The 22,426-nt window shown below is 69.4% G+C and carries 19 protein-coding genes, 2 pseudogenes and 1 riboswitch; of the genes and pseudogenes, 19 read left to right on the plus strand and 2 right to left on the minus strand.

Annotated features, from left to right (window positions below):
- Window positions 1-6: 6 nt before the first annotated feature.
- The 16 genes and pseudogenes from eccE to MAA44156_RS07515 all read left to right on the plus strand — a co-directional run bounded on the left by eccE (window position 7) and on the right by MAA44156_RS07515 (window position 16,928).
- A complete protein-coding gene (gene eccE, locus MAA44156_RS07440) occupies window positions 7-1,215 on the plus strand; it encodes a type VII secretion protein EccE (RefSeq protein WP_023880096.1) in 1,209 nt (402 codons plus the stop codon).
- Window positions 1,212-3,044: a type VII secretion system ESX-5 AAA family ATPase EccA5 gene (eccA5, locus tag MAA44156_RS07445; RefSeq protein ID WP_009977054.1), complete on the plus strand. Its 1,833-nt coding sequence runs from the start codon at window positions 1,212-1,214 to the stop codon at window positions 3,042-3,044. Before eccE ends, eccA5 begins: the two co-directional genes overlap by 4 nt.
- 91 nt (window positions 3,045-3,135) lie before the next feature.
- A riboswitch (M-box (ykoK) riboswitch) is annotated at window positions 3,136-3,311 on the plus strand.
- Between the two features lie 282 nt (window positions 3,312-3,593).
- Window positions 3,594-3,893: a PE family protein gene (locus MAA44156_RS07450; RefSeq protein WP_011725130.1), complete on the plus strand. Its 300-nt coding sequence runs from the start codon at window positions 3,594-3,596 to the stop codon at window positions 3,891-3,893.
- Between the two features lie 18 nt (window positions 3,894-3,911).
- Window positions 3,912-5,042 carry a PPE family protein gene (locus MAA44156_RS07455; protein ID WP_009977049.1) on the plus strand — a complete coding sequence of 377 codons (1,131 nt, stop codon included), beginning with the start codon at window positions 3,912-3,914 and terminating at the stop codon, window positions 5,040-5,042.
- Window positions 5,043-5,061: 19 nt separating this feature from the next.
- Complete coding sequence (locus MAA44156_RS07460) at window positions 5,062-6,276, plus strand: PPE family protein (protein WP_009977047.1); 1,215 nt, start codon at window positions 5,062-5,064, stop codon at window positions 6,274-6,276.
- 17 nt (window positions 6,277-6,293) lie between these two features.
- Window positions 6,294-6,629 (plus strand): DUF732 domain-containing protein, encoded by a 336-nt coding sequence (locus MAA44156_RS07465; protein WP_009977046.1) that lies wholly within the window; start codon window positions 6,294-6,296, stop codon window positions 6,627-6,629.
- A 933-nt stretch (window positions 6,630-7,562) separates the two neighbouring features.
- Complete coding sequence (locus MAA44156_RS07470) at window positions 7,563-8,822, plus strand: PPE family protein (RefSeq protein ID WP_009977044.1); 1,260 nt, start codon at window positions 7,563-7,565, stop codon at window positions 8,820-8,822.
- A 77-nt stretch (window positions 8,823-8,899) separates the two neighbouring features.
- Window positions 8,900-10,303 (plus strand): PPE family protein, encoded by a 1,404-nt coding sequence (locus tag MAA44156_RS07475; protein ID WP_009977043.1) that lies wholly within the window; start codon window positions 8,900-8,902, stop codon window positions 10,301-10,303.
- Window positions 10,304-10,337: 34 nt separating this feature from the next.
- Window positions 10,338-10,676: a DUF732 domain-containing protein gene (locus tag MAA44156_RS07480; protein WP_010949249.1), complete on the plus strand. Its 339-nt coding sequence runs from the start codon at window positions 10,338-10,340 to the stop codon at window positions 10,674-10,676.
- Between the two features lie 89 nt (window positions 10,677-10,765).
- Window positions 10,766-11,074, plus strand: a complete 309-nt coding sequence (locus MAA44156_RS07485) for a DUF732 domain-containing protein (protein ID WP_003876487.1) — start codon at window positions 10,766-10,768, stop codon at window positions 11,072-11,074.
- A gap of 293 nt (window positions 11,075-11,367) precedes the next feature.
- Window positions 11,368-12,612: a PPE family protein gene (locus MAA44156_RS07490; protein ID WP_023884397.1), complete on the plus strand. Its 1,245-nt coding sequence runs from the start codon at window positions 11,368-11,370 to the stop codon at window positions 12,610-12,612.
- A gap of 37 nt (window positions 12,613-12,649) precedes the next feature.
- Window positions 12,650-14,035 carry a PPE family protein gene (locus MAA44156_RS07495; protein ID WP_121035622.1) on the plus strand — a complete coding sequence of 462 codons (1,386 nt, stop codon included), beginning with the start codon at window positions 12,650-12,652 and terminating at the stop codon, window positions 14,033-14,035.
- Window positions 14,032-14,352, plus strand: a complete 321-nt coding sequence (locus MAA44156_RS07500; RefSeq protein WP_009977039.1) for a DUF732 domain-containing protein — start codon at window positions 14,032-14,034, stop codon at window positions 14,350-14,352. Before MAA44156_RS07495 ends, MAA44156_RS07500 begins: the two co-directional genes overlap by 4 nt.
- Before the next feature lie 125 nt (window positions 14,353-14,477).
- Complete coding sequence (locus MAA44156_RS07505) at window positions 14,478-15,197, plus strand: MgtC/SapB family protein (RefSeq protein ID WP_003876491.1); 720 nt, start codon at window positions 14,478-14,480, stop codon at window positions 15,195-15,197.
- A 31-nt stretch (window positions 15,198-15,228) separates the two neighbouring features.
- Window positions 15,229-16,155 (plus strand): annotated as a pseudogene (locus MAA44156_RS07510) (sterol desaturase family protein).
- 95 nt (window positions 16,156-16,250) lie between these two features.
- A complete protein-coding gene (locus MAA44156_RS07515) occupies window positions 16,251-16,928 on the plus strand; it encodes an Rv1815 family serine proteinase (RefSeq protein ID WP_009977038.1) in 678 nt (225 codons plus the stop codon).
- A 17-nt stretch (window positions 16,929-16,945) separates the two neighbouring features.
- On the opposite strand, the pseudogene MAA44156_RS07520 reads toward MAA44156_RS07515, so the two are convergent.
- Window positions 16,946-17,391, minus strand: a pseudogene (locus tag MAA44156_RS07520) (nitroreductase/quinone reductase family protein).
- 124 nt (window positions 17,392-17,515) lie between these two features.
- Here MAA44156_RS07520 and MAA44156_RS07525 point away from each other — a divergent pair.
- From MAA44156_RS07525 to MAA44156_RS07535, 3 genes are all read left to right on the plus strand, one after another.
- Window positions 17,516-18,199: a TetR/AcrR family transcriptional regulator gene (locus tag MAA44156_RS07525; RefSeq protein WP_205590188.1), complete on the plus strand. Its 684-nt coding sequence runs from the start codon at window positions 17,516-17,518 to the stop codon at window positions 18,197-18,199.
- A 141-nt stretch (window positions 18,200-18,340) separates the two neighbouring features.
- Window positions 18,341-18,841 carry a VOC family protein gene (locus MAA44156_RS07530; protein ID WP_009977032.1) on the plus strand — a complete coding sequence of 167 codons (501 nt, stop codon included), beginning with the start codon at window positions 18,341-18,343 and terminating at the stop codon, window positions 18,839-18,841.
- Between the two features lie 49 nt (window positions 18,842-18,890).
- Window positions 18,891-20,384: an FAD-binding protein gene (locus tag MAA44156_RS07535; protein ID WP_031351664.1), complete on the plus strand. Its 1,494-nt coding sequence runs from the start codon at window positions 18,891-18,893 to the stop codon at window positions 20,382-20,384.
- A gap of 64 nt (window positions 20,385-20,448) precedes the next feature.
- On the opposite strand, the gene bacA is transcribed toward MAA44156_RS07535, so the two are convergent.
- A complete protein-coding gene (bacA, locus tag MAA44156_RS07540; RefSeq protein WP_003876498.1) occupies window positions 20,449-22,368 on the minus strand; it encodes a vitamin B12 ABC transporter pemease/ATP-binding protein BacA in 1,920 nt (639 codons plus the stop codon).
- Window positions 22,369-22,426: the final 58 nt, after the last annotated feature.

Below are 22,426 nucleotides of genomic sequence, written 5' to 3' on the forward strand. Positions count from 1 at the left end.
AGACAGATGAAGGCTCAGCGCAGATTGGGGTTGTCCTTGACGTGGCCCCGGCTGACCACGGTGTTTCTGGTCGACATCGTGATCATGGTGGTGGCCAGCCACTGCCCGGAATCCTGGCAGGGCACCTATCGCATCGCGTTCTGGGTCGGCGTCGGGCTGGCCGTGCTGGTGACGCTGCTGTCGCTGGTGACCTACCACGGCATCACGGTGGCGTCGGGGCTGGCCACCTGGCTGTGGGACTGGTCCGCCGATCCCGGCTCCGCGCTGGCCGCGGGCTGCACGCCGGCCCTGGACCACCAGCGCCGGTTCGGCCGCGACAAGGTCGGGGTGCGCGAGTACAAAGGCCAACTCGTCTCGGTGATCGCCGTCAACGGCGGCGACGACGAGACGGGGTCGCGGCATCGGCACCGCGCCGCGTCCCCGACCCTGCTGGTGGCGGCCGTCGCCTCGGGGCTGCGCCAATTCGACATCCACCTCGACGACATCGACATCGTGTCGGTCAAGGTCCGGCGGGGCGGTCCCGACGCCAGGTCCGCCGAGCTGTCGAAGCTCGACGACTTCGGCCCCGAGGAGTGGGACGTGGTCGGCGACGAACCCGCCTCCTACATTCGCCGGACCTGGCTGGTGTTGCGGATGAACCCGCAGCGCAACGTCGCAGCGGTGGCGGCCCGCGATTCGCTGGCCTCGACGCTGGTGGCGGCCACCGAACGGCTGGCCCAGGATCTCGACGGGCTGACCTGCGCGGCCCGCCCGCTGACCGCCGAGGAGATCGCCGAGGTGGACCGGGCGGTGCTGGCCGACCTGGAACCGACCTGGAGCCGCCCCGGGTGGCGCCGCCTCAAGCACTTCAACGGGTTCGTGACGAGCCTGTGGCTGTCGCCGTCCGACATCACCACCGACAAGCTCGAGGAGCTGTGGGACGACGACACCTTCGCCACCGTGCTGACCATCCGGCTGACCGCCCGCGCCGGCCGGCCGCACGTGTCGGCGTGGGTGCGCTACCACACCGAGAAGCGGCTGCGCCGGAACATCTCGTCGGGGCTGAACCGTCTCACCGGGCGCCAGCTGGCCGCGGTGCGGGCCAGCCTGCCCGTCCCGACCGCCCGGCCGCTGCTGGAGGTGCCGAGCCGTCCGCTGCGCGCCGACGATGACGAGCTGTCGCTGTCGCTCGCTGCACCCCGGGAGAGCGCGGCGGGCGTACCCGTGGCGCAATGACGCGGCCGCAGTCCACCGCTGAGGGCGCCCGCAACGCCATGGTCGCCGGCCTGCTGGCATCGGGGGTGTCGGTCAACGGATTACAGCCCAGCCACAATCCACAGGTCGCGGCGCAGATGTTCACCACCGCCACCAACCTGGATCCCACCATGTGTGACGCCTGGCTGGCGCGGATCCTGGCGGGGGAGCAGAGCCTCGACGTGCTGGCCGGTGCCTGGTCCTCCATCCGCACGTTCGGCTGGGAGACCCGCCGCCTGGGCGTCACCGAATTGCAGTTCCGCCCAGAGGTTTCCGACGGCCTGTTCCTGCGGCTGGCCGTCACCAGCGTGGAATCGCTAGCGTGCGCCTACGCCGTGGTGCTCGCCGAGGCGAAGCACTACGCCGAGGCGGCCAAACTGATCGACGGCGTCGAACCGCGCCAGCCGGTGGACGAAGAGCTGCTCTCCTACGTGCGCGGCGTGCTGTACTTCCGCACCGGCCGGTGGCCGGACGTGCTCAACCAGTTCCCCGAGGGCAAGGGCTGGCGCCAGCCCGAGCTGAAGGCCGCCGGGGCGGCCATGGCCACCACGGCGCTGGCCTCGCTCGGGGTGTTCGAGGAGGCGCTGCGCCGCGGCCAGGAGGCCATCGAGGGCGACCGGGTGCCGGGCGCGGCCAACATCGCCCTGTACACCCAGGGCATGTGCCTGCGGCACCTGGGCCGCGAGGACGAGGCCGTCGAACTGCTGCGGCGGGTGTATTCGCGCGACCCCAAGTTCACCCCGGCCCGCGAAGCGCTGGACAACCCCACCTACCGGCTGGTGTTGACCGACCCGGAAACGATCGAGGCCCGCACCGACCCGTGGGACCCCGACAGCGCGCCCACCCGCGCCGAGGCCGAAGCCGCCCGCCACGCCGAGGAGGCGGCCAAGTACCTGGCCGAAGGCGACGCCGAACTCAACGCCATGCTGGGCATGGAGCGGGCCAAGCGCGAGATCAAGCTGATCAAGTCGACGACGAAGGTGAACCTGGCCCGCGCCAAGATGGGACTCCCGGTGCCGGTGACGTCGCGCCACACCCTGCTGCTGGGCCCGCCGGGAACCGGAAAGACCTCGGTGGCAAGGGCTTTCACCAAGCAGCTGTGCGGGTTGACGGTGCTGCGCAAGCCGCTGGTGGTGGAGACCAGCCGCACCAAGCTGTTGGGCCGATACATGGCCGACGCCGAGAAGAATACCGAGGAGATGCTCGAGGGCGCCCTGGGCGGCGCGGTGTTCTTCGACGAGATGCACACCCTGCACGAGAAGGGCTACCAGCAGGGTGACCCGTACGGGAACGCGATCATCAACACCTTGCTGCTGTACATGGAGAACCATCGCGACGAGCTGGTGGTGTTCGGCGCCGGCTACGCCAAGGCCATGGACAAGATGCTCGAGGTGAATCAGGGTCTGCGACGGCGCTTTTCGACCGTGATCGAGTTTTTCAGCTACACCCCGGACGAACTGGTCGCGCTGACCCGGTTGATGGGCCAGGAGAACGAGGACGTCATCACCGACGAAGCGGCGCAGGCGCTGCTGCCGTCGTACACCAAGTTCTATCTCGACGAAAGCTATTCGGAGGACGGCGATCTCATCCGCGGCATCGACACGCTGGGCAACGCCGGCTTCGTGCGCAACGTGGTGGAGAAGGCGCGCGATCACCGCAGCTTCCGGCTGGACGACGAGGACCTGGATGCCATGCTGGCCAGCGACGTGACCGAGTTCAGCGAGCGCCAGCTGCTGCGTTTCAAGGAGCTGACCCGCGAGGACCTCGCCGAGGGCCTCAGTGCGGCGGTGGCAGAGAAGAAGACCACCTAGCCTTCCCCCGAGGTGACGTGGGCGTGAACCGTTGGTATCGCGTTGTGGATCAGCTTGACTCGCCGACCCCCGAGTGCCACCATTGCCAATGCAAGCACCTCGCTAGGTGAGGCGTCTGCACGGACACAGGCCACTGACCTCGAACGTCGAAAGACGCCCAGGGTCAGGACAGCTCCTCCCGGATTAAGGGTTGAGCCCAAGTGGCTTCCGGCTTTTGACGGCCGGATACGCCGTGTGGTGCCGAAGCTCTGACGAGAGGGGTGCCGCGCCCGGCTATTTCGGCTGGTCGCTCCTCCCCATGTGCGAACCTATGGCACCCGCGCGTGCCGCGGCCTTGAGGAGGTGAGAGCGATTGAGTCCCGATGACAGTCCTTACTCCAGATCGACGACGACGTCGCTTCGATCCGTCCTCGGCATCGTTTTTGCCTGAATTGGCTTGTAAATAGCCAACTTTACTCCGAGCGCCTGCGCGCCGATCGGTGGCGCTGACGCGCGCGCGGAACCTTCCCGAGCCCTCGGGCTCGCTCGCGCCTGAACAGGAGCACTCCGATGATGTATGTCACCGCACAGCCGGAAGCCATGAATGCCGCCGCCGACCGCTTGCAGCAGATCGGCACCGCACTGGCAGCCCAGACCGGGGCCAACTCCGCGCCGATGACCGGCGTCGTCCCGGCCGCCGCCGACCCGGTCTCGCTGCTGGCCGCGGCGCGATTCGCCCAGCACGGGCAGGCTTTTCAGGCGGTCAGCGCCGAAGCGGCCGCGGTCCACGAGATGTTCGTGACCACCTTGCAGACCAGCGCCGGATCGTACGCGGGCACCGAGGCCGCGAACGCGGCGGCGGCCCGCTGAACCTTCAAGGGGGGACCCGTGATCGACTTCGCGGCGTTGCCGCCAGAGATCAATTCGGCCAGAATCTACGCCGGACCCGGATCGGCGCCGATGATGTCGGCCGCCGCCGCGTGGAACACCATGGCTGCCGAAATGCGTTCCGCCGCGGCCTCTTACGGCGCGGTAATTTCGGAGCTGACCAGTGCCGACTGGTTCGGTCCGTCGTCGATGTCGATGCTCGCGGCGGTCACGCCGTATCTGACCTGGCTGACCGACACCGCCACCCGGGCCGAAGAGGCGGCCGCGCAGGCCAACTCCGCGGCGACCGCGTACGAGGCGGCATTCGCCATGACGGTGCCCCCGGCGGTGGTGGCGGCCAACCGCGCGCAGCTGGCAACGTTGGTGGCCACCAACGTCTTCGGCCAGAACACCCCGGCCATCGCGGCCACCGAGGCCGAGTACGGACAGATGTGGGCCCAGGACGCCGCGGCGATGAACGGGTATGCCGTCGCCTCGACCGCGGCGACACGGTTGACACCGATGACGGCGCCACGGTCTAACACCAGCCCGGAAGGTGTTGCGGCCCAGGCTACGTCGGTGACCAACGCCGCCCAGGCGCCGGCGGGAACGGTGCAGTCGACGGTGTCGTCGTCCGGGCTGGCCGGCCTGTTGAGCGGTTCGGACAACTCGGCCTTCGGAACCTTCACCAACGGCAACTTCTTCAGCACCGCCGTGGTCAACGGATCCCTCGCCGGCGGCCCGTTCAACCCGCAATTCATCATCTCCTCGGTGCAGGGCGTCCTGGCCGCGCAGCACGCCACCACACTGGGCGGGCTGGGGGACTTCGCCGCCGACGCCGAAGGCGCCGCGACCGCCGACCTGGCGGCCAGCACGGGGGGATCGGCCCCGGTAGCCGCCGGGATGGGTCGCGCGCAGCTGGTGGGGTCGCTGTCGGTGCCGCAGGGCTGGGCCAACGCCGCGACGATCAACCCCGGTCAAGCCGCCGTGCCCGCCACCGGCGTCACCGGTCTCACCGACGCGGCGTCGGCGGCGGGCGGGCCCGGGGGCGTCGCGGGGCCGGTGGGCGGCACCGGCAGGCGACTTCGCCGCGCCATCCCCAAATACGGTTTCCGGCCCGTCGTCATGCCACGTCCGCCGGCCGCCGGCTGAGAACTCGGGAGAAGATGTCATGTCGATCTACGCGGGACTGCCGCCGGAAGTCAACTCGGCGAGAATGTATTCCGGCCCGGGTTCGGAATCCATGCTGGCCGCCGCGGCCGCCTGGAACGCCCTTTCTGCTGAATTACGCTCCGCCGCAACAGATTACGAGTCGGCGATCGCGACGCTCACCGGCGAAGGCTGGTTCGGACCGTCCGCGGCGAAGATGTCGGCGGCGGTCACGCCGTATCTCGAGTGGCTGCACAGCACCGCCACGCAGGCCGAGCAGGCCGGGGCCCAAGCCAACGCGGCCGCCGCCGCCTACCAGGCCGCGTTCGCCGCGACCGTGCCCCCGGCCGTCGTCGCGGCCAACCGCACCCAGCTGGCGAACCTGGTGGCCGGCAACATCTTCGGGCAGAACGCCGGATTGATCGCGGCCAACGAGGCCCAATACGGCGACATGTGGGCGCAGGACGCCGCCGCCATGACCGGCTATGCCAGCGCCTCGAACGCGGCCACCCAGCAGCTGACGCCGTTCACCCCGCCGCGCCCGGACACCACCGCCAACGGCATTGCCGCCCAGGCCAACACGGTCGCCCAAGCCGCCAACGACGCCGGCAGCGGGGATCCCTCCGGCGGCTTGCTCGCCTGGCTCGGCCTGGCGCCCAACACCAACGGACCCGGCCAGCCCGGGCTCGCGGGACTGATGAACTTTTTGGATGGATCCGACGGGAATGTGTTGGGAAGCTTCCTCAACAACGCCTCGGTCGCCAACCTCTCCAACGCCTTCACCACCAGCGGGCTGCTGAACCCGACCTCGTTCGTCGACGCGGCGGTCAACTTGAACTCCATCAACTCGCTGAACGCCGTCGACTCCACCACGTCGGGACTGGGCGTGCTGGCGGCCGGGCTCGGCGGCACGGCGAACCTGGCGTCGGCGGCCGCGCCCGGTGCGGCAGCGGCGGCGGAGGTGGGGCAGGCGAGTCTGGTTGGGGCCCTGTCGGTTCCGCCGACCTGGGGTGCAACCGGAGCGGCCATCACGCCGCTGGCGGCGACGACTCAGGTCGGCCTGGGCGCCTACCACGGCTTCGGCTCGGCCACCCCGATGGTGATGGAAGAGGCTGGGGCAGTGGGCATGCCGGGAGTGCCGCTGGCGGGCCTCCCCGGTGCGCATGAGGACGAGTTCTCCGAGCCGATGTACGGGTTCCGCCCGCGCATCATCGGCCGCCCGCCGGCCGCCGGGTGAGGACGGGAGGTCGCGACATGAGAGCCCTAGCGCTGCTGGCCGGCGCGGCCGCCCTGGTCGGCATGGCGATACCGGCGCACGCCGATTCCGATGACGATGCGTTCCTCGCCGCCCTCAACAAGGCCGGCATCACCTATCCCGACCCCACCCGCGCGATAAGGGCCGGCCAGAAGGTGTGCGACCTGGCCGGCTCGGGCACCACGGAGCTGGACATCATCCGGGATGTCCACGAGCTCAACCCCGCATTCAGTACGGCAAAGGCGGCCCTGTTCGTTCAGGCCGCCGCCGGCGCCTACTGTCCCGACCGGCTGTCGATCAGCGACGGCGGCACGAACCCGCACAGCAATAGCTAGGGCGGTACGTACCGCCACCCCGGCCCGGCCCGCAGGGCGCTACACGACGCCGGTTTTCTCCAACGGCAATTCAGTAAATTCCGTCACACCGGCAATGTCGCGAGACACCCGAACCGACGCGTTCCCGCTGCCCGAAAATCGATCTGACCACGTCGTTATTGCCATACAGGAAACTGTCAGTAGCTAATCAGTGCCAGGGCAGATTGGCCGCGTATACTCGTATGAGAGGACGTCGCCGCGCTCGTGCGGCCGCACGAGCGCGGACGTCACCGACAGCGCTGTCGGCTCGATTTTCGGTCGATCGCATTTCACCGAAATGGTGACGAGCATCGACTGAAGATGCGCGACACACCCCGGTGATGCCGGGTCGCTCAGGGGTGTGCGAGGCAACCGCAATGCCAGAACTCCGTCGCTGAGATAAGCGAGACGGGAGGTTTACAAGGTTACGCATTTCGGGCGCAATAAGGATGGCTTTCCGGCCAATTGTATAAATCGGCGATGACGCCGAATCGCGAGCATTTCCCGTCGAACCGATAACCGATTGTTCACCGGGATCGGCCCGTGGTCGGATGCTGCCCACAGCACGTTGATCGAGTGACTTGCGCCACTGAGCTGGGCCTTCAGTCCGCGTGTTCTCACACGCGACGGCGGGCCGCGACATCGATGTTTTACATGGGTTTACCTGACGGGAACGCCCGCTGAATAACTTTTGTGCAGCATTGTCTGTGCATTAGCAGCGTGGCTGACTGGTCCTTCGTCCGGCGGGGTGACGCCGGTGCACAGCTAGGAGAGTAGGGGCTTGCTGTCTTCAACGCGCGGAATGCGCGCATGTATTTGAAAGCGCTTTCGATGAATTCACTCGGCGTCGCGAATTCGTCGCTGCGGGGCGAGGGGCGGGGTGCTCGGCGTGGCGCGGGGTGGGGGAGGTCCTAAATGCTGGATTTCGGTGCCTATCCGCCGGAATACAACTCGGGGCGGATGTATGTCGGCGCGGGTTCGGGCCCGCTGCTGGCCGCCGCGGCGGCGTGGGACGAGCTGGCCGCGGAGTTGCAGAGCGTCGGGGCGTCGTACGGCTCGACCGTCGAGACGCTGACCACCGGCCCGTGGACCGGGCCCTCGTCCATCGCGATGGCGGCCGCGGCGGCACCGTATGTGGCGTGGCTGCAGGCCACCGGCGCGCAGGCCGAGCAGGCCGGCGCCCAGGCCAAGCTCGCCGCCGCCGCCTATGAGACAGCCTTCGCCGCCACGGTGCCGCCGCCGGTGATCGCGGCCAACCGGGCCCTGCTCGCCACGCTGGTGGCCACCAACATCCTGGGGCAGAACACCCCGGCAATCGCCGCCACCGAGGCGCACTACATGGAGATGTGGGCCCAGGATGCGGCCGCGATGTACGCCTATGCGGCGTCCTCGGCCAGCGCCGCCCAGCTGACACCGTTCACCGAACCCCCGCGCACCACCAACGAGTCGGCCGGGCCGCTGCAGTCGGCCGCGGTCGCCCAGAGCGCTGCGCAGCCCGGCTCCAACACCGCGGCCCACCTGTCCCAGCTGAGCGCGACCGCGCAGCCGGCGGCCCAGGCGGCCGGCAATGCCGCCTCGACGACGGCCGCGTCGACCCAGCTGACGACGCCGAGCTTCATCACCAACTGGAACGAGTTCTGGTCGGTGGTGACCGGGGTGTACTCGCCGCAGTCATGGACCACCATCCCCGGCGGCCCGTTCCTGTCGTTCGGCCAGGCCTACGCCTGGGGCCAGAACGGGCAGGGTGCCGCCGCGTATTTGGCCGGGCCGAAAGCGATTTCGGGGGCGTTGGCACCGCTGGCCAGTGGCGGCAACGCCGTCAAGCCCATGCTCAGCTCCGCGGTCGGGGCGGGGCAGGTGTCGGGGTCGATGGGCAAGGCCGCCCTGGTCGGCAGCATGTCGGTGCCGCAGGGCTGGACGGAAGCCGCCCCGGCGATCCGGACCCTCGCCCAGGTGCTGCCCGGCAACATGGCGGCGGCACCCGCCGCGATGGCCGGCGAAGAGGGCGTGTTCAGCCAGATGGCCCTGTCCAGCCTGGCCGGTCGCGCCGTCGCCGCGGCCGCCACCCGCCCGGTCGGCGGGGCTGCCTCGGCGGCCAGCTCCCTGGGTGGGGTGGCCGCCGAGGCCGACCCGGCCGCCGCCACCATCATCGTGATCCCGTGCATCGAGGAATGATCACCATGATTATCGAGACCAAACCGATTGGCCGCCAATCGCTTTCCCGTCGCGCGGCCAGGTAGGGGGCAGCAGAGATGTTCTATGGGGCCTTTCCGCCGGAGTTCAACTCGGGCCGGATGTACAGCGGTCCGGGCGCGGGGTCGTTCGTCGCCGCGGCGACGGCGTGGCAGAACCTGGCCGCCGAATTGCAGTCCGCCGCGGCGTCGTATTCGTCGGTGCTGTCCGGCCTGACGGCCGGGCCCTGGGTGGGGCCGTCGTCGCTGGCCATGGCGTCGGCGGCCGCGCCGTACGTGGCCTGGATGCAGCAGACCGCCGCGCAGGCCGCCGAAACCGCGGCCCAGGCCACCGCGGCGGCCACCGCCTACGAGGCCGCGTTCGCCGCGCACGTCCCGCCCGCCGTGATCGCCGAAAACCGCGCCCTGCTGGCGCAATTGGTGGCGACGAACATCTTCGGGCAGAACACCGCCGCCATCGCCGCGAACGAAGCCCAGTACGGCGAGTTCTGGGCGCAGGACGCCACCGCGATGGACACCTACTTCGCGGCGTCGGCGACCGCCGCCAACAAGTTGACGGAGTTCGGCCCGGCGCCCAAGACGACAAACGAGGCGGCCCAACCGATGCAGGCCGCCGCGGTGTCGTCGGCGGCGAGCACCCCGGCCGCCAATGTCGCCCAGACCGCGGCCAGCGCGGCCAGCACCACGCTGCCCTACAGCGGCCCGTTCTCCGGCCCGGCGAACCTGGCGTATCTGTACCAGACCTTCATGACGAATCTGTTCAACACCGTCCCGGGCGGGGCCAGCTTCTACACCAGCATGTACAACGCCGTGAAGGTGCCGCTGGGGCTGACCACCCAGTTCAACGACGTCGGGTTGCTGGTCAACTTCCCGTTGTCGCAGTGGCTGAAGTTCGCCCCGCCGATCGGCTACGGCGCGTTGCCCAAGGACGCGCTCGGGGCCGGGCTGGGCGCCCTGGGCTTCGGCCGCGGCACGCTGTACAGCGCGATCAGCCCGGTCGCCGGGATGGGCAACGCCGGCACCCTGGTGGGCAAGCTGTCCATCCCGCCCAGCTGGGCCACGGCCACGCCGTCGATCCGGACCGTCGCCGCCGCGCTGTCGGCCGCCGGGACCGAGGCAGTGCCTGCGGCCGCGCTGGGCGAGGGCAGCCTGTTCAGTTCGATGGGGCTGGCCGGGATGCTGGGCAGCGCGGTCGGCTCCGGCGGGCCCACCATGGTGCGGGGCGGCGTCCGCAACCGGATGACCGCGATCAAGGACCTCAAAGACAAGCAATCGCCGGAACAGCTGAAACGCCTTGTCGCACAGATCTCCGAGCAGCCGGAGAGCGTGCAGCACCACAACGTGGACCAGGAGAACCTGGATGCGCTGCTGGAGCAGCTGGCCAAGAAACCGGGGATCCACGCGGTGCACCTGAAAAAGGGCGACAAGTCCAAGGTCCTGCCGGCCGATGCCCAGTTGGGTTGAGCGGCAAGGCAATCAGAGTTCAGGAGGGTGACACGTGATGAAACGACTGCTCGCGGCACTGGGTGCGTCCGCCATGATCGGCGCCACGATCGGGCTGGCCGCGCCGGCACATGCCGATCCGCCACCGGTGCCCGACGGTGACGACGGGGGTTTCGTCGCCGCGCTGCAGCAAGCCGGCTTCAGCTTCAGCAGTCCCGGCTCGGCCGTCGCCGCCGGACGCGCCGTGTGCTCGTGCCTGAACAACGGCGAGCCGGGGCTCGAGGTGGTGCACGACGTGAAAACCCACAATCCCGGAATGGACATGGAGATGGCATCGAACTTCGCCCTGCTGTCCGCGAAATACTACTGCCCCCACCAGCTCTCCAAGGCCTGACCGGCGCCGCGAGAAGGGCGAATGTGGTTGCCCTCCAACAACTCTGCCGTTGGCGGGTCCGTCGTTGCGGCGTGCGACGATCCCGGGTCATGAGGCTGCTGCTGGGTGTGGGCGTCGCGGCGGCGATCGCGCTGGCCCCGCCGGCACAGGCCGATCCGGGCGTCGACGAGGCCGGGTTCCTCGCGTCGCTGCGCAGCGCCGGCATCGGTTACGCGACGCCGCAGGGCGCGATCAAGTTCGCCCAAGCGGTGTGCGTGTCCATGGGCAACGGCGAATCGGGTCCGCAGCTGCTCGACGAGCTCAAGAGCCAAAACCCCGGACTCACCAACGATCACGCCACGTCGTTCCTCGCGATCGCGGCGAAATACTATTGCCCGCAGCAACTTAACCGAAGCTAGCGCGAGCGCCGCGGCGAGCGTGAACGCCGCGCGAGCGTGAAGTTAGTTTCACGCTCGCCGCCGAACGTGCGCCTAGTTTCACGCTCGCCGCCGAACGTGCGCCTAGTTTCACGCTCGGCGCCAGGCGGGGCACGCCGGCGGTCAACCGACGGCTGGGTGCGGCGGGTGAATCCATGGAAAATCCATATCCTTCACTGCCGATCTGATGAATTCCATTTGAGCCGCGGCTCGTTGGCGGGACGCCCGCATCTCCGCTCCTACCCTGGCGCCCAGAGCAGGACGGGAGGCAACGGGTGGACTTCGGGGCGCTGCCACCAGAGGTCAATTCAGGACGGATGTACGGGGGTGCGGGATCGGGGCCGCTGCTGGCCGCCGCCGCGGCATGGGATGCGCTGGGGGCCGAACTGTATTCCTTTGCGGCGGCCTACACGTCGACGATCGCCGGCCTGACGGTCGGCTCCTGGCTGGGGCCGGCGGCCACGTCGATGAGCGCCGCGGCCGCGCCCTTCATCGCCTGGGCGACGACAACCGCCGGCCGGGCCGAGCAGGTCGCGACCCAGGCCAGGCTCGCCGCCGCGGCCTACGAGACCGCGTTCGCGGCGACGGTGCCGCCGCCGGTGATCGCCGCCAACCGCAGCCTGCTGATGACCCTGATCGCCACCAACATCCTGGGCCAGAACACCGCGGCCATCGCGGCGGCCGAGGCGGAGTACGCCGAGATGTGGGCCCAGGATGCGGCGGCGATGTACGCCTACGCCGCCGCGTCGGCGGCAGCCGCCGAGCTGACGCCCTTCACCGAACCGCCGCGGACCACCGAATCGTCCGCGGCGGCAAGGCAATCCGCCGCAGTCGCGCAGAGCGCCGCGTCGGACCTCCCGGCCCAGCTGTCGACCCTGATCGACGTGACGCCCACCATGCTGCAAGGCCTGGCGACGACCCCTTCGGCGGCGGCGGCGACGCCGGCGGCGTCGATCATCGAGGCCATCTATCCGATCACGGCCGCGCTGCGGCCCTTTTTCGCCGCCGTCACCGGCGCCTACAGCCCGATCGGGGCGATCATCCTGCCCGGCGGGTGGTGGCTGCTGTCCCTGCAGGCGCTGGGTCTGGCCCAAAACGCGCCGGGCGTCGCCGAACTGCTGGGCGGCGGCAAAGCCATCGCGGGTGGGCTGTCGCCGCTGGCGCCGCTGCGGGGCGGCTACGTCTCGGCGGTGGCCCCCGACGCCGGCGGCGTGGCCGGGTCGATGGGCCGCTCGACCCTGGTCGGATCCCTGTCGGTGCCGCCGGGCTGGACCACCGCCGCCCCCGTCCTGAGGACGGTCGCGTCGGTGCTGCCGGCCGCGAGCTCGGCAACCGCCGCGGCGATGCCCGCGTCGGGCGGGGCCGTGTTCGGCGAAATGGCCGCGGCGAGTGTGGCCGGACGTGCCCTGGCGGGCGCGGGGGTGCGCACCGTCGGCAACGGCACCACCGGCGCCGCGACCGCTGCGGCCGCCGACGGTGCCGCGACGACCGCCACGATCATCGTGGTGCCGGCGGATTGACGGGGCAGACCATGACATCTCGAGCGGGGTCGATCCAATGAACTTCGCGCTGCAGCCACCCGAAATCACCTCCGCCCAGCTGTACACGGGTCCGGGGGCCGGACCGATGTTGACGGCCGCCGCGGCGTGGGACGCGCTGGCGGCCGAACTGCAGTCCGCCGCGTCGTCGTACGCAGCCGTCGTCAACGGTCTGGCCGACGAGGCCTGGGCCGGCCCGTCGGCGGCCGCCATGGCCGCCGCGGCGGCGCCCTACGTCGCATGGCTGTCGGCGGCCTCGGCGCAGGCCAGGACGGCGGCCGAGCAGGCGACGGCGGCCGCGAGCGTTTACGAGAGCGCGTTCGCGGCGGTTGTTCCGCCCGCCGAGATCGCGACCAACCGCGCCCGGCTCACGATGTTGTTGGCCAGCAACGTTTTCGGGCAAAACTCGGCCGCGATCGCCGCCGCCGAGGCCGAGTACGGGCAGATGTGGGCCCAGGACGCCGCCGCGATGTTCGGTTATGCCAGCGCGTCGGCGGCCGCCACCCGCCTGGCGCCCTTCACCGAGCCGCCCAAGACCACCAATGACGCGGGAATCGCCGCGCAGGCGGCCGCGCTGGGCGAGGCCACCGGCTTGGGGGCCGGTACCGCCGCCGCGGACGCCACAGCCCCGCCGTCCGGCATCATCAGCCAGCTGCTCGAGGCGCTCGGCAACGCGTCGCGCGGATACATGGACTTCTGGGACCAGGTGCTCAACACCCTCACGGGATCCCCGCTGGCGGGCACGACATGGCAGAACACCTTCGGGATCCTCGCCGACATCGGCCGGTTCAGCACGGTCGCCAACGACAGCATGAGCCCGATCAACCTCGCCATGACCGAGTTCAAGATGTTCTACAAGCTCCCCGTCGAGGGCCTGGACATCCCGAAGTCCGCGTTGGGCGCCGGGCTGGGCCTGCGGTCGGCCGGCGCCGGTCTGACCGGCGCCGTCTCGGTGGGCGTCGGCGAGGCGAACAGCGTGGGCAGGCTGTCGGTGCCGCCGACCTGGGCGTCGGCGACCCCGGCCATCCGGTTGGCCAGCGGCCTGGCGCCGGCCACTGCAGCGGCCGCGGCCCCGGCCGCCGGGATCCCGGCCGGCCTGCTCGGCCAGATGGCGTTGGGAAGCGTCACCGGGGGCGCCCTCGGCGCCGTGGCGCCGCACGTCGGCAGCGGCCGGGGCGTCCGGGTCCGCGCGGCGAAGCCCGCCGAACCCGTCAAACTCGACGACGTCATCGCCAAGCTGCAACGGCAACCGGAAGCCGTGCAGCACTGGAACGTCGACAAGGCCGGACTCGACGACCTGCTCGACCGATTGTCGAAAAAGCCCGGCATCCATGCGGTGCACGTGTCCAGCGGCGGCAAACCGACCGTGACCCTGCCCGACGCCGGGCCGGCGGGAAGCGCATGAAACGCGTGCTCGCGCTGCTCGGAATCGGCGCCGCCGCACTCGGATACGCCGCGCCCGCGCGCGCCGAGCCGCAGGGCGACGACGCCGCGTTCCTGGCCAGCCTCGACCAGTCCGGCATCACCTACAGCAGCCCGGTCCAGGTCATCGCGTCCGCCAAGGCCGTGTGCGGGTTGATGGGCCGGGGCGAAACGGGGCTGCAGGTCGTCACCGACATCAAGGACCAGAATCCCGGCATGACGATGGACGGCGCCGCCCAATTCGCGGCGCTCGCCTCGAACGCCTACTGCCCCCACCATCTCGCGCCCAAAGGCGGTTAGCCTGAGATTCGCCGCGCGCCGGGGATCGCTCCCGACGTCGGCGGTTGGGTTGGGCTCCACTTGCGGTTAACCCGGATTTGGTTAGCTCCCTTCTTCGCCGCCTTGCACCCGGGAAGGAGAGTGTCGTGGAGACGTTGAGCGCCGTCGATTTCCTGCTCCGGCTGGGCGTCGGCGTGGGCTGCGGCGCCCTGATCGGGCTGGAACGGCAATGGCGCGCCCGTCGCGCGGGATTGCGCACCAACGCGCTGGTCGCCGCGGGCGCCACACTGTTCGTCCTCTACGCCGCCGCCACCTCGGACACCAGCCCCACCCGGGTGGCGTCCTACGTGGTCTCCGGCATCGGGTTCCTGGGCGGTGGGGTGATCCTGCGGGAAGGCGTCAACGTCCGCGGCCTCAACACCGCCGCCACCCTGTGGTGTTCGGCGGCGATCGGCGTGCTGGCCGCGTCCGGACATCTGGTGTTCGCCGCGATCGGCACCGGCACGGTGATCGGGATTCATCTGCTGGGACGCCCGCTCGGCCGGCTAATCGACCGGGACAGCAGCGCCGACGAAGACGAAAGCCTGCTGCCGTTTCTGGTGCAGGTGGTGTGCCGGCCCAAACACGAGAAGTACGCCCGCGCCCAGATCGTCCAGCACGCCGGCGGCAACGACATCACGCTGCGCGGCATCCACACCGGCCATCCCGCCGACGACGAGCTCACCCTGACCGCGCACCTGCTGATGAACGGCGACGCCCCGGCCCGGCTGGAGCGGCTGGTGGCCGAACTGTCCCTGCAACCGGGTGTGCGGGCGGTCCAGTGGTACGCCGGCGACGAGGCGCAGGCGTCCGACGATCGGCGCTGAGCGCCGCGGCGTTCGTCGTACGCTTACCGGTGTGAGCGCCCTGTCCGGCTACCTGACCGCGCTGCCGCCGCAGCTGCGCGACCCGGTGCTGGTGGCCATTCCGTTCTTCCTGTTGTTGCTGACGCTCGAATGGACCGCGGCCCGCAAGCTGGAACACCTCACCGCCCGTCCGGCCCCGGGGGCGCACCAGACCCGCGACTCGCTGACCAGCATTTCGATGGGCTTGGTGTCGGTGGCCACCACCGCGGGCTGGAAGACGCTGGCCCTGTTCGGCTACGCCGCGATCTACGCCTACCTGGCACCGTGGCACCTTCCGGCGACCCGCTGGTACACCTGGGCGATCGCGATTCTCGGCGTCGACCTGCTCTACTACGCCTATCACCGGATCGCGCACCGGGTGCGGCTGATCTGGGCGACGCACCAGGCCCACCACTCCAGCGAGTACTACAACTTCGCCACCGCACTGCGCCAGAAGTGGAACAACAGCGGCGAGATCTTGATGTGGCTTCCGTTGCCGCTGTTGGGGATTCCGCCGTGGATGGTGTTCTTCAGCTTCTCGCTGAACCTGATTTACCAGTTCTGGATCCACACCGAGCGGATCGACAAGCTGCCCCGCCCGTTCGAGTTCGTGTTCAACACGCCGTCGCACCACCGGGTGCACCACGGCATGGACAAGGTGTACCTGGACAAGAACTACGGCGGCATCCTCATCGTGTGGGACCGGCTGTTCGGCACCTTCCAGGCCGAGCTGTTCCGCCCGCACTACGGCCTGACCAAGCAGGTCGACACCTTCAACGTCTGGAAGCTGCAGACCCGCGAATACGTCGCCATCGCCCGCGACTGACGGTCGGCGAGCCGGTTGCGGGACCGGTTGGGCTACGTGTTCGGGCCGCCCGGCTGGGCGCCGCACAGCGCCGGCCGAACCGCGGCCGGCGCGCCGGTCGTGACCTCTCTGTAACATCGGCGCTGGCCGGCGCGAAAAGCTGAGCGTGGAGGACGGTTACGCCGTAACCTCGACCTCCCGTCGGTAGTTGGCCCGATGGATCGGAGTTCATGGTGCATCGCCTGGCAACACGCGCCTTCGCCGCATCGATCACTGTCACAGCGCTGGCCGGCACGCTGCCGGCGTCGGCGGCAAAAGCCGACGTCATGGTGTATCCGGGCATGGAGATACGGCAGGACAACCGGGTCTGCACGCTGGGCTACGTCGACCCCGGCCTGAAGATCGCGTTCACCGCCGGACACTGCCGGGGCGGCGGCGGAGTGGTGACCGACCGCGGCGGCACGGTGATCGGGCGGATGGCGGCCTTCCGGGACAACACCCCCAGCGGAACGACGGTGTCGACCAGTCAGGTGATCAACGACTACGAGGCGATCGTGCTGGACAACGGCGTCACCGCGAACAACATCCTGCCGGGCGGGCGGCCGCTCGTCTCCGACCCCGGGCTGGCGCTGACGCCCGGGCAGCCGGTCTGCCATTTCGGGGTGATCACCGGGGAGACGTGCGGCACGGTGGAGAGCGTGAACAACGGCTGGTTCACCATGTCGCACGGGGTGCAGAGCCACAACGGCGACTCCGGCGGGCCGGTGTATCTGGCCCCCAGCGGCGGCCCGGGACAGATCGTCGGGATCTTCAACAGCGTGTGGGGGGAGTATCCGGCCGCGGTGTCGTGGCAGGCGACGTCGGAGGAAGTGCGCGAAGACCTCGGGGTGCGCGACAACGCGCGCTGAGTGCCGGATAGGCCCGTTCAGTCCGCCTTCGTCAGCGCGAACATCGGAATGGTGGGCGCCGCGGCGCGGAACTGCTCGTCGCTGCTGTCCGGGGTCAACCGGCGACGTAGTCCTTGACCTGCCAGTACCACCGGTCGAGGTAACGCCGCAGCAGCTGCGGCTTGGCCGCGTCGTCGACCTCGCTGACCCGCATGCGTCGCCGGCGCCAGCGCGGACCCAGCTCGACGACGGACGCGGCCCGCACGTTGCGGGCCCACTGGGTGTCGCCGCGCGGCGAGACCAGATAGTCCGTCCCGTCCACCGTGAGCAGGTTGACCACCACCGCGCGCAGCTTCCCGGTCTTGCGCCCGCGGACCCGCAGCGCCCGGGTGCCCGCGATGCTGACACCCGCGTCGGCGAGCCAGCGGACCACCACGTTGGCCGCGCGGGCGGCCCGGTTCGGTTCTTCGTATCGGGTGGACATGGGCGCCGTCCTCTCAGCGAATCCCGGGGCAATGCTAGAGAGCGGTGCTCTCCATTTCGAACACGCTGCCACACCGCGGTCGGGAAAGCAAGAGCGGTGTTCTCGGTTGTGTCAGACTGACCGGGTGGGCAAACGCCAGCAGTCCCGGGAGCAGGTCGAGGCGCGCATCATCGAACTCGGTCGCCGCCAACTGGTGGACCGGGGCGCGGCCGGGCTGTCGGTCCGCGCCATCGCCCGCGACCTGGGCATGGTGTCCTCGGCGGTGTACCGCTACGTGTCCAGCCGCGACGAGTTGCTGACCCTGCTGCTGGTGGACGCCTATTCCGACCTGGCCGACACCGTGGACCGGGCCCGCGAAGCCGCGGGCGAACAGTGGAGCGACGACGTCATCGCCATCGCGCGCGCCACCCGGCGCTGGGCCGTCGAGCACCCGGCATGCTGGGCCCTGCTCTACGGCAGCCCGGTTCCCGGGTACCACGCGCCCCCCGAACGCACCGTTGCCGCCGGCACCCGGGTGGTCGCGGCGTTGTTCGACGCCGTGGCGGCGGGGATCACCACCGGCGATATCCGGCTGACCAATGACCCTGCGCCGCAACCGATGTCATCCGACTTTGAACGGATCCGGCACGAATTCGGCTTCCCGGGCGATGACCTGGTGATCGCCAAGTGCTTTTTGCTGTGGGCGGGGGTGCTGGGCGCGATCAGCCTCGAGGTGTTCGGACAGTACGGGGCGGACACGCTAACCGATGTGGAAGCCGTCTTCGACGCCCAGCTGCGGCTGCTGGTCGACGTGCTGACCCGGCACTGATCCGGCCACGGCCGGTCACGGACCGCGGAGCACGGAACTAGAACGTGTTCACCCGCGGTTTCCCGGTTCGGACCGGATCGGCATGGCAAATTCTTTCGGGCCCTTTCTGGCCGCCCGGCGGCTCGACTATTGTGCGAGACGATGACGCTTCCCGTGCAGTCGCCGACGCAGATCGCCTGGGTCACCGGCGACCTGGATGCCACCGAAACGGCCCTCACCGGCCTGTTAGGTGTGCGCAAGTGGGTGCGGATACCGGACGTGCACTTTGCTGCGGATGCCTGCAGCTACCGGGGTAAGCCCGCCGATTTCGTCGCGAGCATCTCGCTGAGCTATCTCGGCGACATGCAATTGGAGCTGATCCAACCGGTACGTGGCGAGAACATCTATAGTGACTTTCTGTCCGATGGCGGGCCGGGGTTGCACCACATCTGCGTCGAGGCCGACAGCCCCGAGCAGTTGGCCGAAGCGCTGGCGCGGGCCGGCGAGCGGGGCGCCCCGGTGGTGCAGCAGGGTGTGATGCCCGGCGGAATCCACTTCGCCTATGTCTCGGCGCCGCAGGCGGGAGTTCCGTTCGTGGAGTTCGCCTACATCGCGCCCGAGATGCGGGCGTTCTACGACTACATCAAACAGCAGCAGCGGTGAGCCGCGCCCGCGCGGACACGCGGCACGGCGATGAGGAGGAATGGCGCCAATGAGCACCGAGATACCGGCAACTGTCAGTGCCCATGACGTGACGTCGTGGTCCGACGACGTCGACGTGGTGGTGATCGGCTTCGGCATTGCCGGCGGCTGCGCCGCGGTCAGCGCGGCGGCCGATGGCGCGCGGGTGTTGGTGCTGGAACGCGCGGCCGCGGCCGGCGGCACCACTTCGCTTGCCGGGGGCCACTTTTACCTCGGCGGTGGCACCGCGGTGCAGCAGGCGACCGGTCACGACGACTCCGCCGAGGAGATGTACAAGTACCTGGTGGCGGTGTCGCGGGAGCCCGAGCTGGACAAGATCCGCGCCTACTGCGAGGGCAGCGTCGAACACTTCAACTGGTTGGAAGACTTGGGTTTTCAGTTCGAACGCAGCTACTACCCGGGCAAGGTGGTCGTCCCGCCGGGCACCGAGGGCCTGAGCTACACCGGCAACGAGAAGGTGTGGCCGTTCTGCGAGCAGGCCAAGCCGGCGCCGCGCGGGCATTCCGTGCCGGTGCCCGGGGAGCTCGGCGGGGCCGCGATGGTGATCGACCTGCTGGTCAAACGCGCCGAGGCGCTGGGCGTGCAGATCCGTTACGAGACCGGGGCGACCAACCTGATCGTGGACGACGACGGCGCCGTGGTCGGTGTGGCCTGGAAGCATTTCACCGAGACCGGCGCGGTCAAGGCCGACGCGGTGATCCTCGCGGCCGGCGGCTTCGCGATGAATCCGCAGATGGTGGCCGAGCACACGCCGGCGTTGGGCCAGCCGCGGCGCACCAAGCACCACGGCCTGGTGGCGCCGTACATTCTGGGCAATCCGCACGACGACGGGCTGGCCATCCGGATGGGGGTGTCGGCGGGCGGGGCGACCAAGCACATGGACGAGCTGTTCATCACCGCGGCCGCCTACCCGCCGGAGGTGCTGCTGACCGGGATCATCGTCAACAAGGAGGGTAAGCGCTTCGTCGCCGAGGACTCCTATCATTCGCGCACTTCGGCTTTCGTGTTGGAGCAGCCGGAGCAAACCGCATACCTGATCGTGGACGAGGCGCACACCGAGATGCCGGAGATGCCGCTGATCCGGTTCCTCGACGGCTACGAGACGATCGCGGAAATGGAAGCCGCGCTGGGCATTCCGGCCGGCAACCTGGCCGCGACGCTGGAGCGCTACAACAAGTTCGCCACCGCGGGCGAAGACCCGGATTTCCACAAGCAGCCGGAATACCTTGCCGCACAAGACAATGGACCGTGGGCGGTGTTCGACCTGTCGCTCGGGCGGGCGATGTACTCGGGGTTCACCATCGGCGGCCTGGCGGTGAGCGTCGACGGCGAGGTGCAACGGGCCGACGGCTCGGTGGTGCCCGGGTTGTATGCCGCCGGCGCGTGCGCGCCGAACCTGGCTCAGGACGGCAAGGGGTACGCCAGCGGGACGCAGCTGGGTGAGGGTTCGTTCTTCGGGCGCCGCGCCGGAGCGCACGCGGCGCGGCGCGCCGCGAAAGCGTAGGCGCGCATCAAACCCGGCGCCGGAGCGCACACGGCGCGGCGCGCCGCGAAAGCATAGGCGCGCATCAAACCCGCGCGGGCTCCTTTTCCACCGGGCTCAGCTGCCAGGGGCCGCCGCCGAGCAGGTGCAGCTGCTGGTCGTGGTGCTGCTCGACGGTGGGCCGATGGCTCACGCTGACCATCACGCACCCCGGCAGCTCGGCCCGAACCAATTGGTACAGCGCGTATTCCAGCCCCTCGTCCAGCGCCGAGGTGGCCTCGTCGAGGAAGACCGCCTTGGGCCTGGTGAGCAGGACGCGCGCGAACGCGACGCGCTGCTGCTCGCCGGGGGAGAGCACCTTGGCCCAGTCCTGGTCTTCGTCCAGCCGGGAGATGAGCGGCGCCAGAGCCACTTTGGTGAGCACCTCGTGCAGCTGCGAATCGGCGATGCTATCCGGCGAATTCGGGTAGCACACCACGGTGCGCAGCGTGCCCAGCGGCACGTAGGGCAACTGCGACAGGAACATCGTCGCGTTGTCGCCGTCGGGCCGGCACAGGGTTCCCGAGGCGTACGGCCACAATTCGGCCAGGCTGCGCAGCAGCGTCGTCTTGCCGGCCCCCGAGCGTCCGGTGATCACCAGCGTGTCGCCCTCGTCGAGCTGGATGTCCAGCGAGTCGACCAGCTGATCTCCCTCGGGGGTGCGCACCTCGATACCGCGCAGCTCGACCGCCGTCTCTTCGCTGGGTTTGACGAGGATGGCGGGCAGCGCCCGGCCCTTGCTGTTGGCGTCCACCAGGCCGTGCAGACGGATGATCGCGGCCCGGAAGGCGGCGAAGGCGTCGTAGTTGTTCCGGAAGAACGACAGCGAGTCGTGAATGTTGTTGAACGCCGTGGCCGTCTGGGTCACATCGCCGAAAGCGATCTCGCCGGCGAACAGTCGCGGCGCCTGGATGGCCAGCGGCAGCGGAACGATGATCTGCGTCACCGACCAGTTCCAGCCGTTGAAGATGATGGTCCGGCGCACGTACCGGCGGTAGTTGGCGATGATCGGCGTGAAACGCTGCCACAGCTGGGCCCGCTCGACGCGCTCGCCGCGGTAGAACCCGACCGCCTCCGCGGCGTCCCGCAACCGCACCAGCGCATAACGGAAGGCGGCGTTCAACTTCTCGTTGTTGAAGCTAAGCCAAATCAGCGGGCGCCCAAGCCAAACCGCGACGACCGTCGCGATGAACACGTACACCAGCACCGTCCAGAACATCGCGCGCGGCAACACCAAGCCGAACAGGTTCAGGTCCCCGGACAGCTTCCACAGGATCGCGGTGAACGAGATGACCGAGGCCACCGCGTTGACGGCCCCGAACAGCAACGTGCTGCCCGTGCCGTTGGACGGGACGTTCGGCGTCCCGCCGGCGTTGGCGGTGAAGATGTCGATGTCCTGCTGGATGCGCTGATCCGGGTTGTCGATCGTGTTGTCGATGAACAGGTCCCGGTAATACGCCCGGCCCGCCAGCCAGTCGTCGGTGAGGTTCGCGGTGAGCCACATGCGCCACGCGATGATGAACCGCTGCGTCAGATAGACGTCGGCCATGAAGCGGGTCACCCACAGCGCCGCCAGCAGGCAGAAGATGCCGAGCGATACCCAAAAGCCATGTATCCCCGAATGTTTGACCGCGTCATTGCCCGACGCGATGCCTTCGAACGCCTTCTGCAGCGCCGTGTACAGGTCATTGCTTTGGAAGCTGAGCAGCACGCTCAGCCGCACCGACAGCAGCACCGACAGCAGCAGCACGCCGAGCATCAGCCACACCCGCACGCTGTGGGCGCCGACGAAGTAACCGCGGGTGATCCGCCAGAACTGCCGGCCCCAGGGCGTGAGGAACCGGAACGCCAGCAGCACCCCGAACAGGCAGACGGCGCTGATCACCCACGCTATGGCCAGCCACCGCAAGGAATCGACAAACGCCGCCGACCAGTCGATCGACGGCTTGAACGGCTTGGCACCCATCGTCGGCGTCTCCTTACGGTCGAGGTGGTCGGACTCTCCTCAACTTGAAATCCTTCGG

The organism is Mycobacterium avium subsp. avium (assembly GCF_009741445.1).
Lineage (GTDB): Bacteria > Actinomycetota > Actinomycetes > Mycobacteriales > Mycobacteriaceae > Mycobacterium > Mycobacterium avium.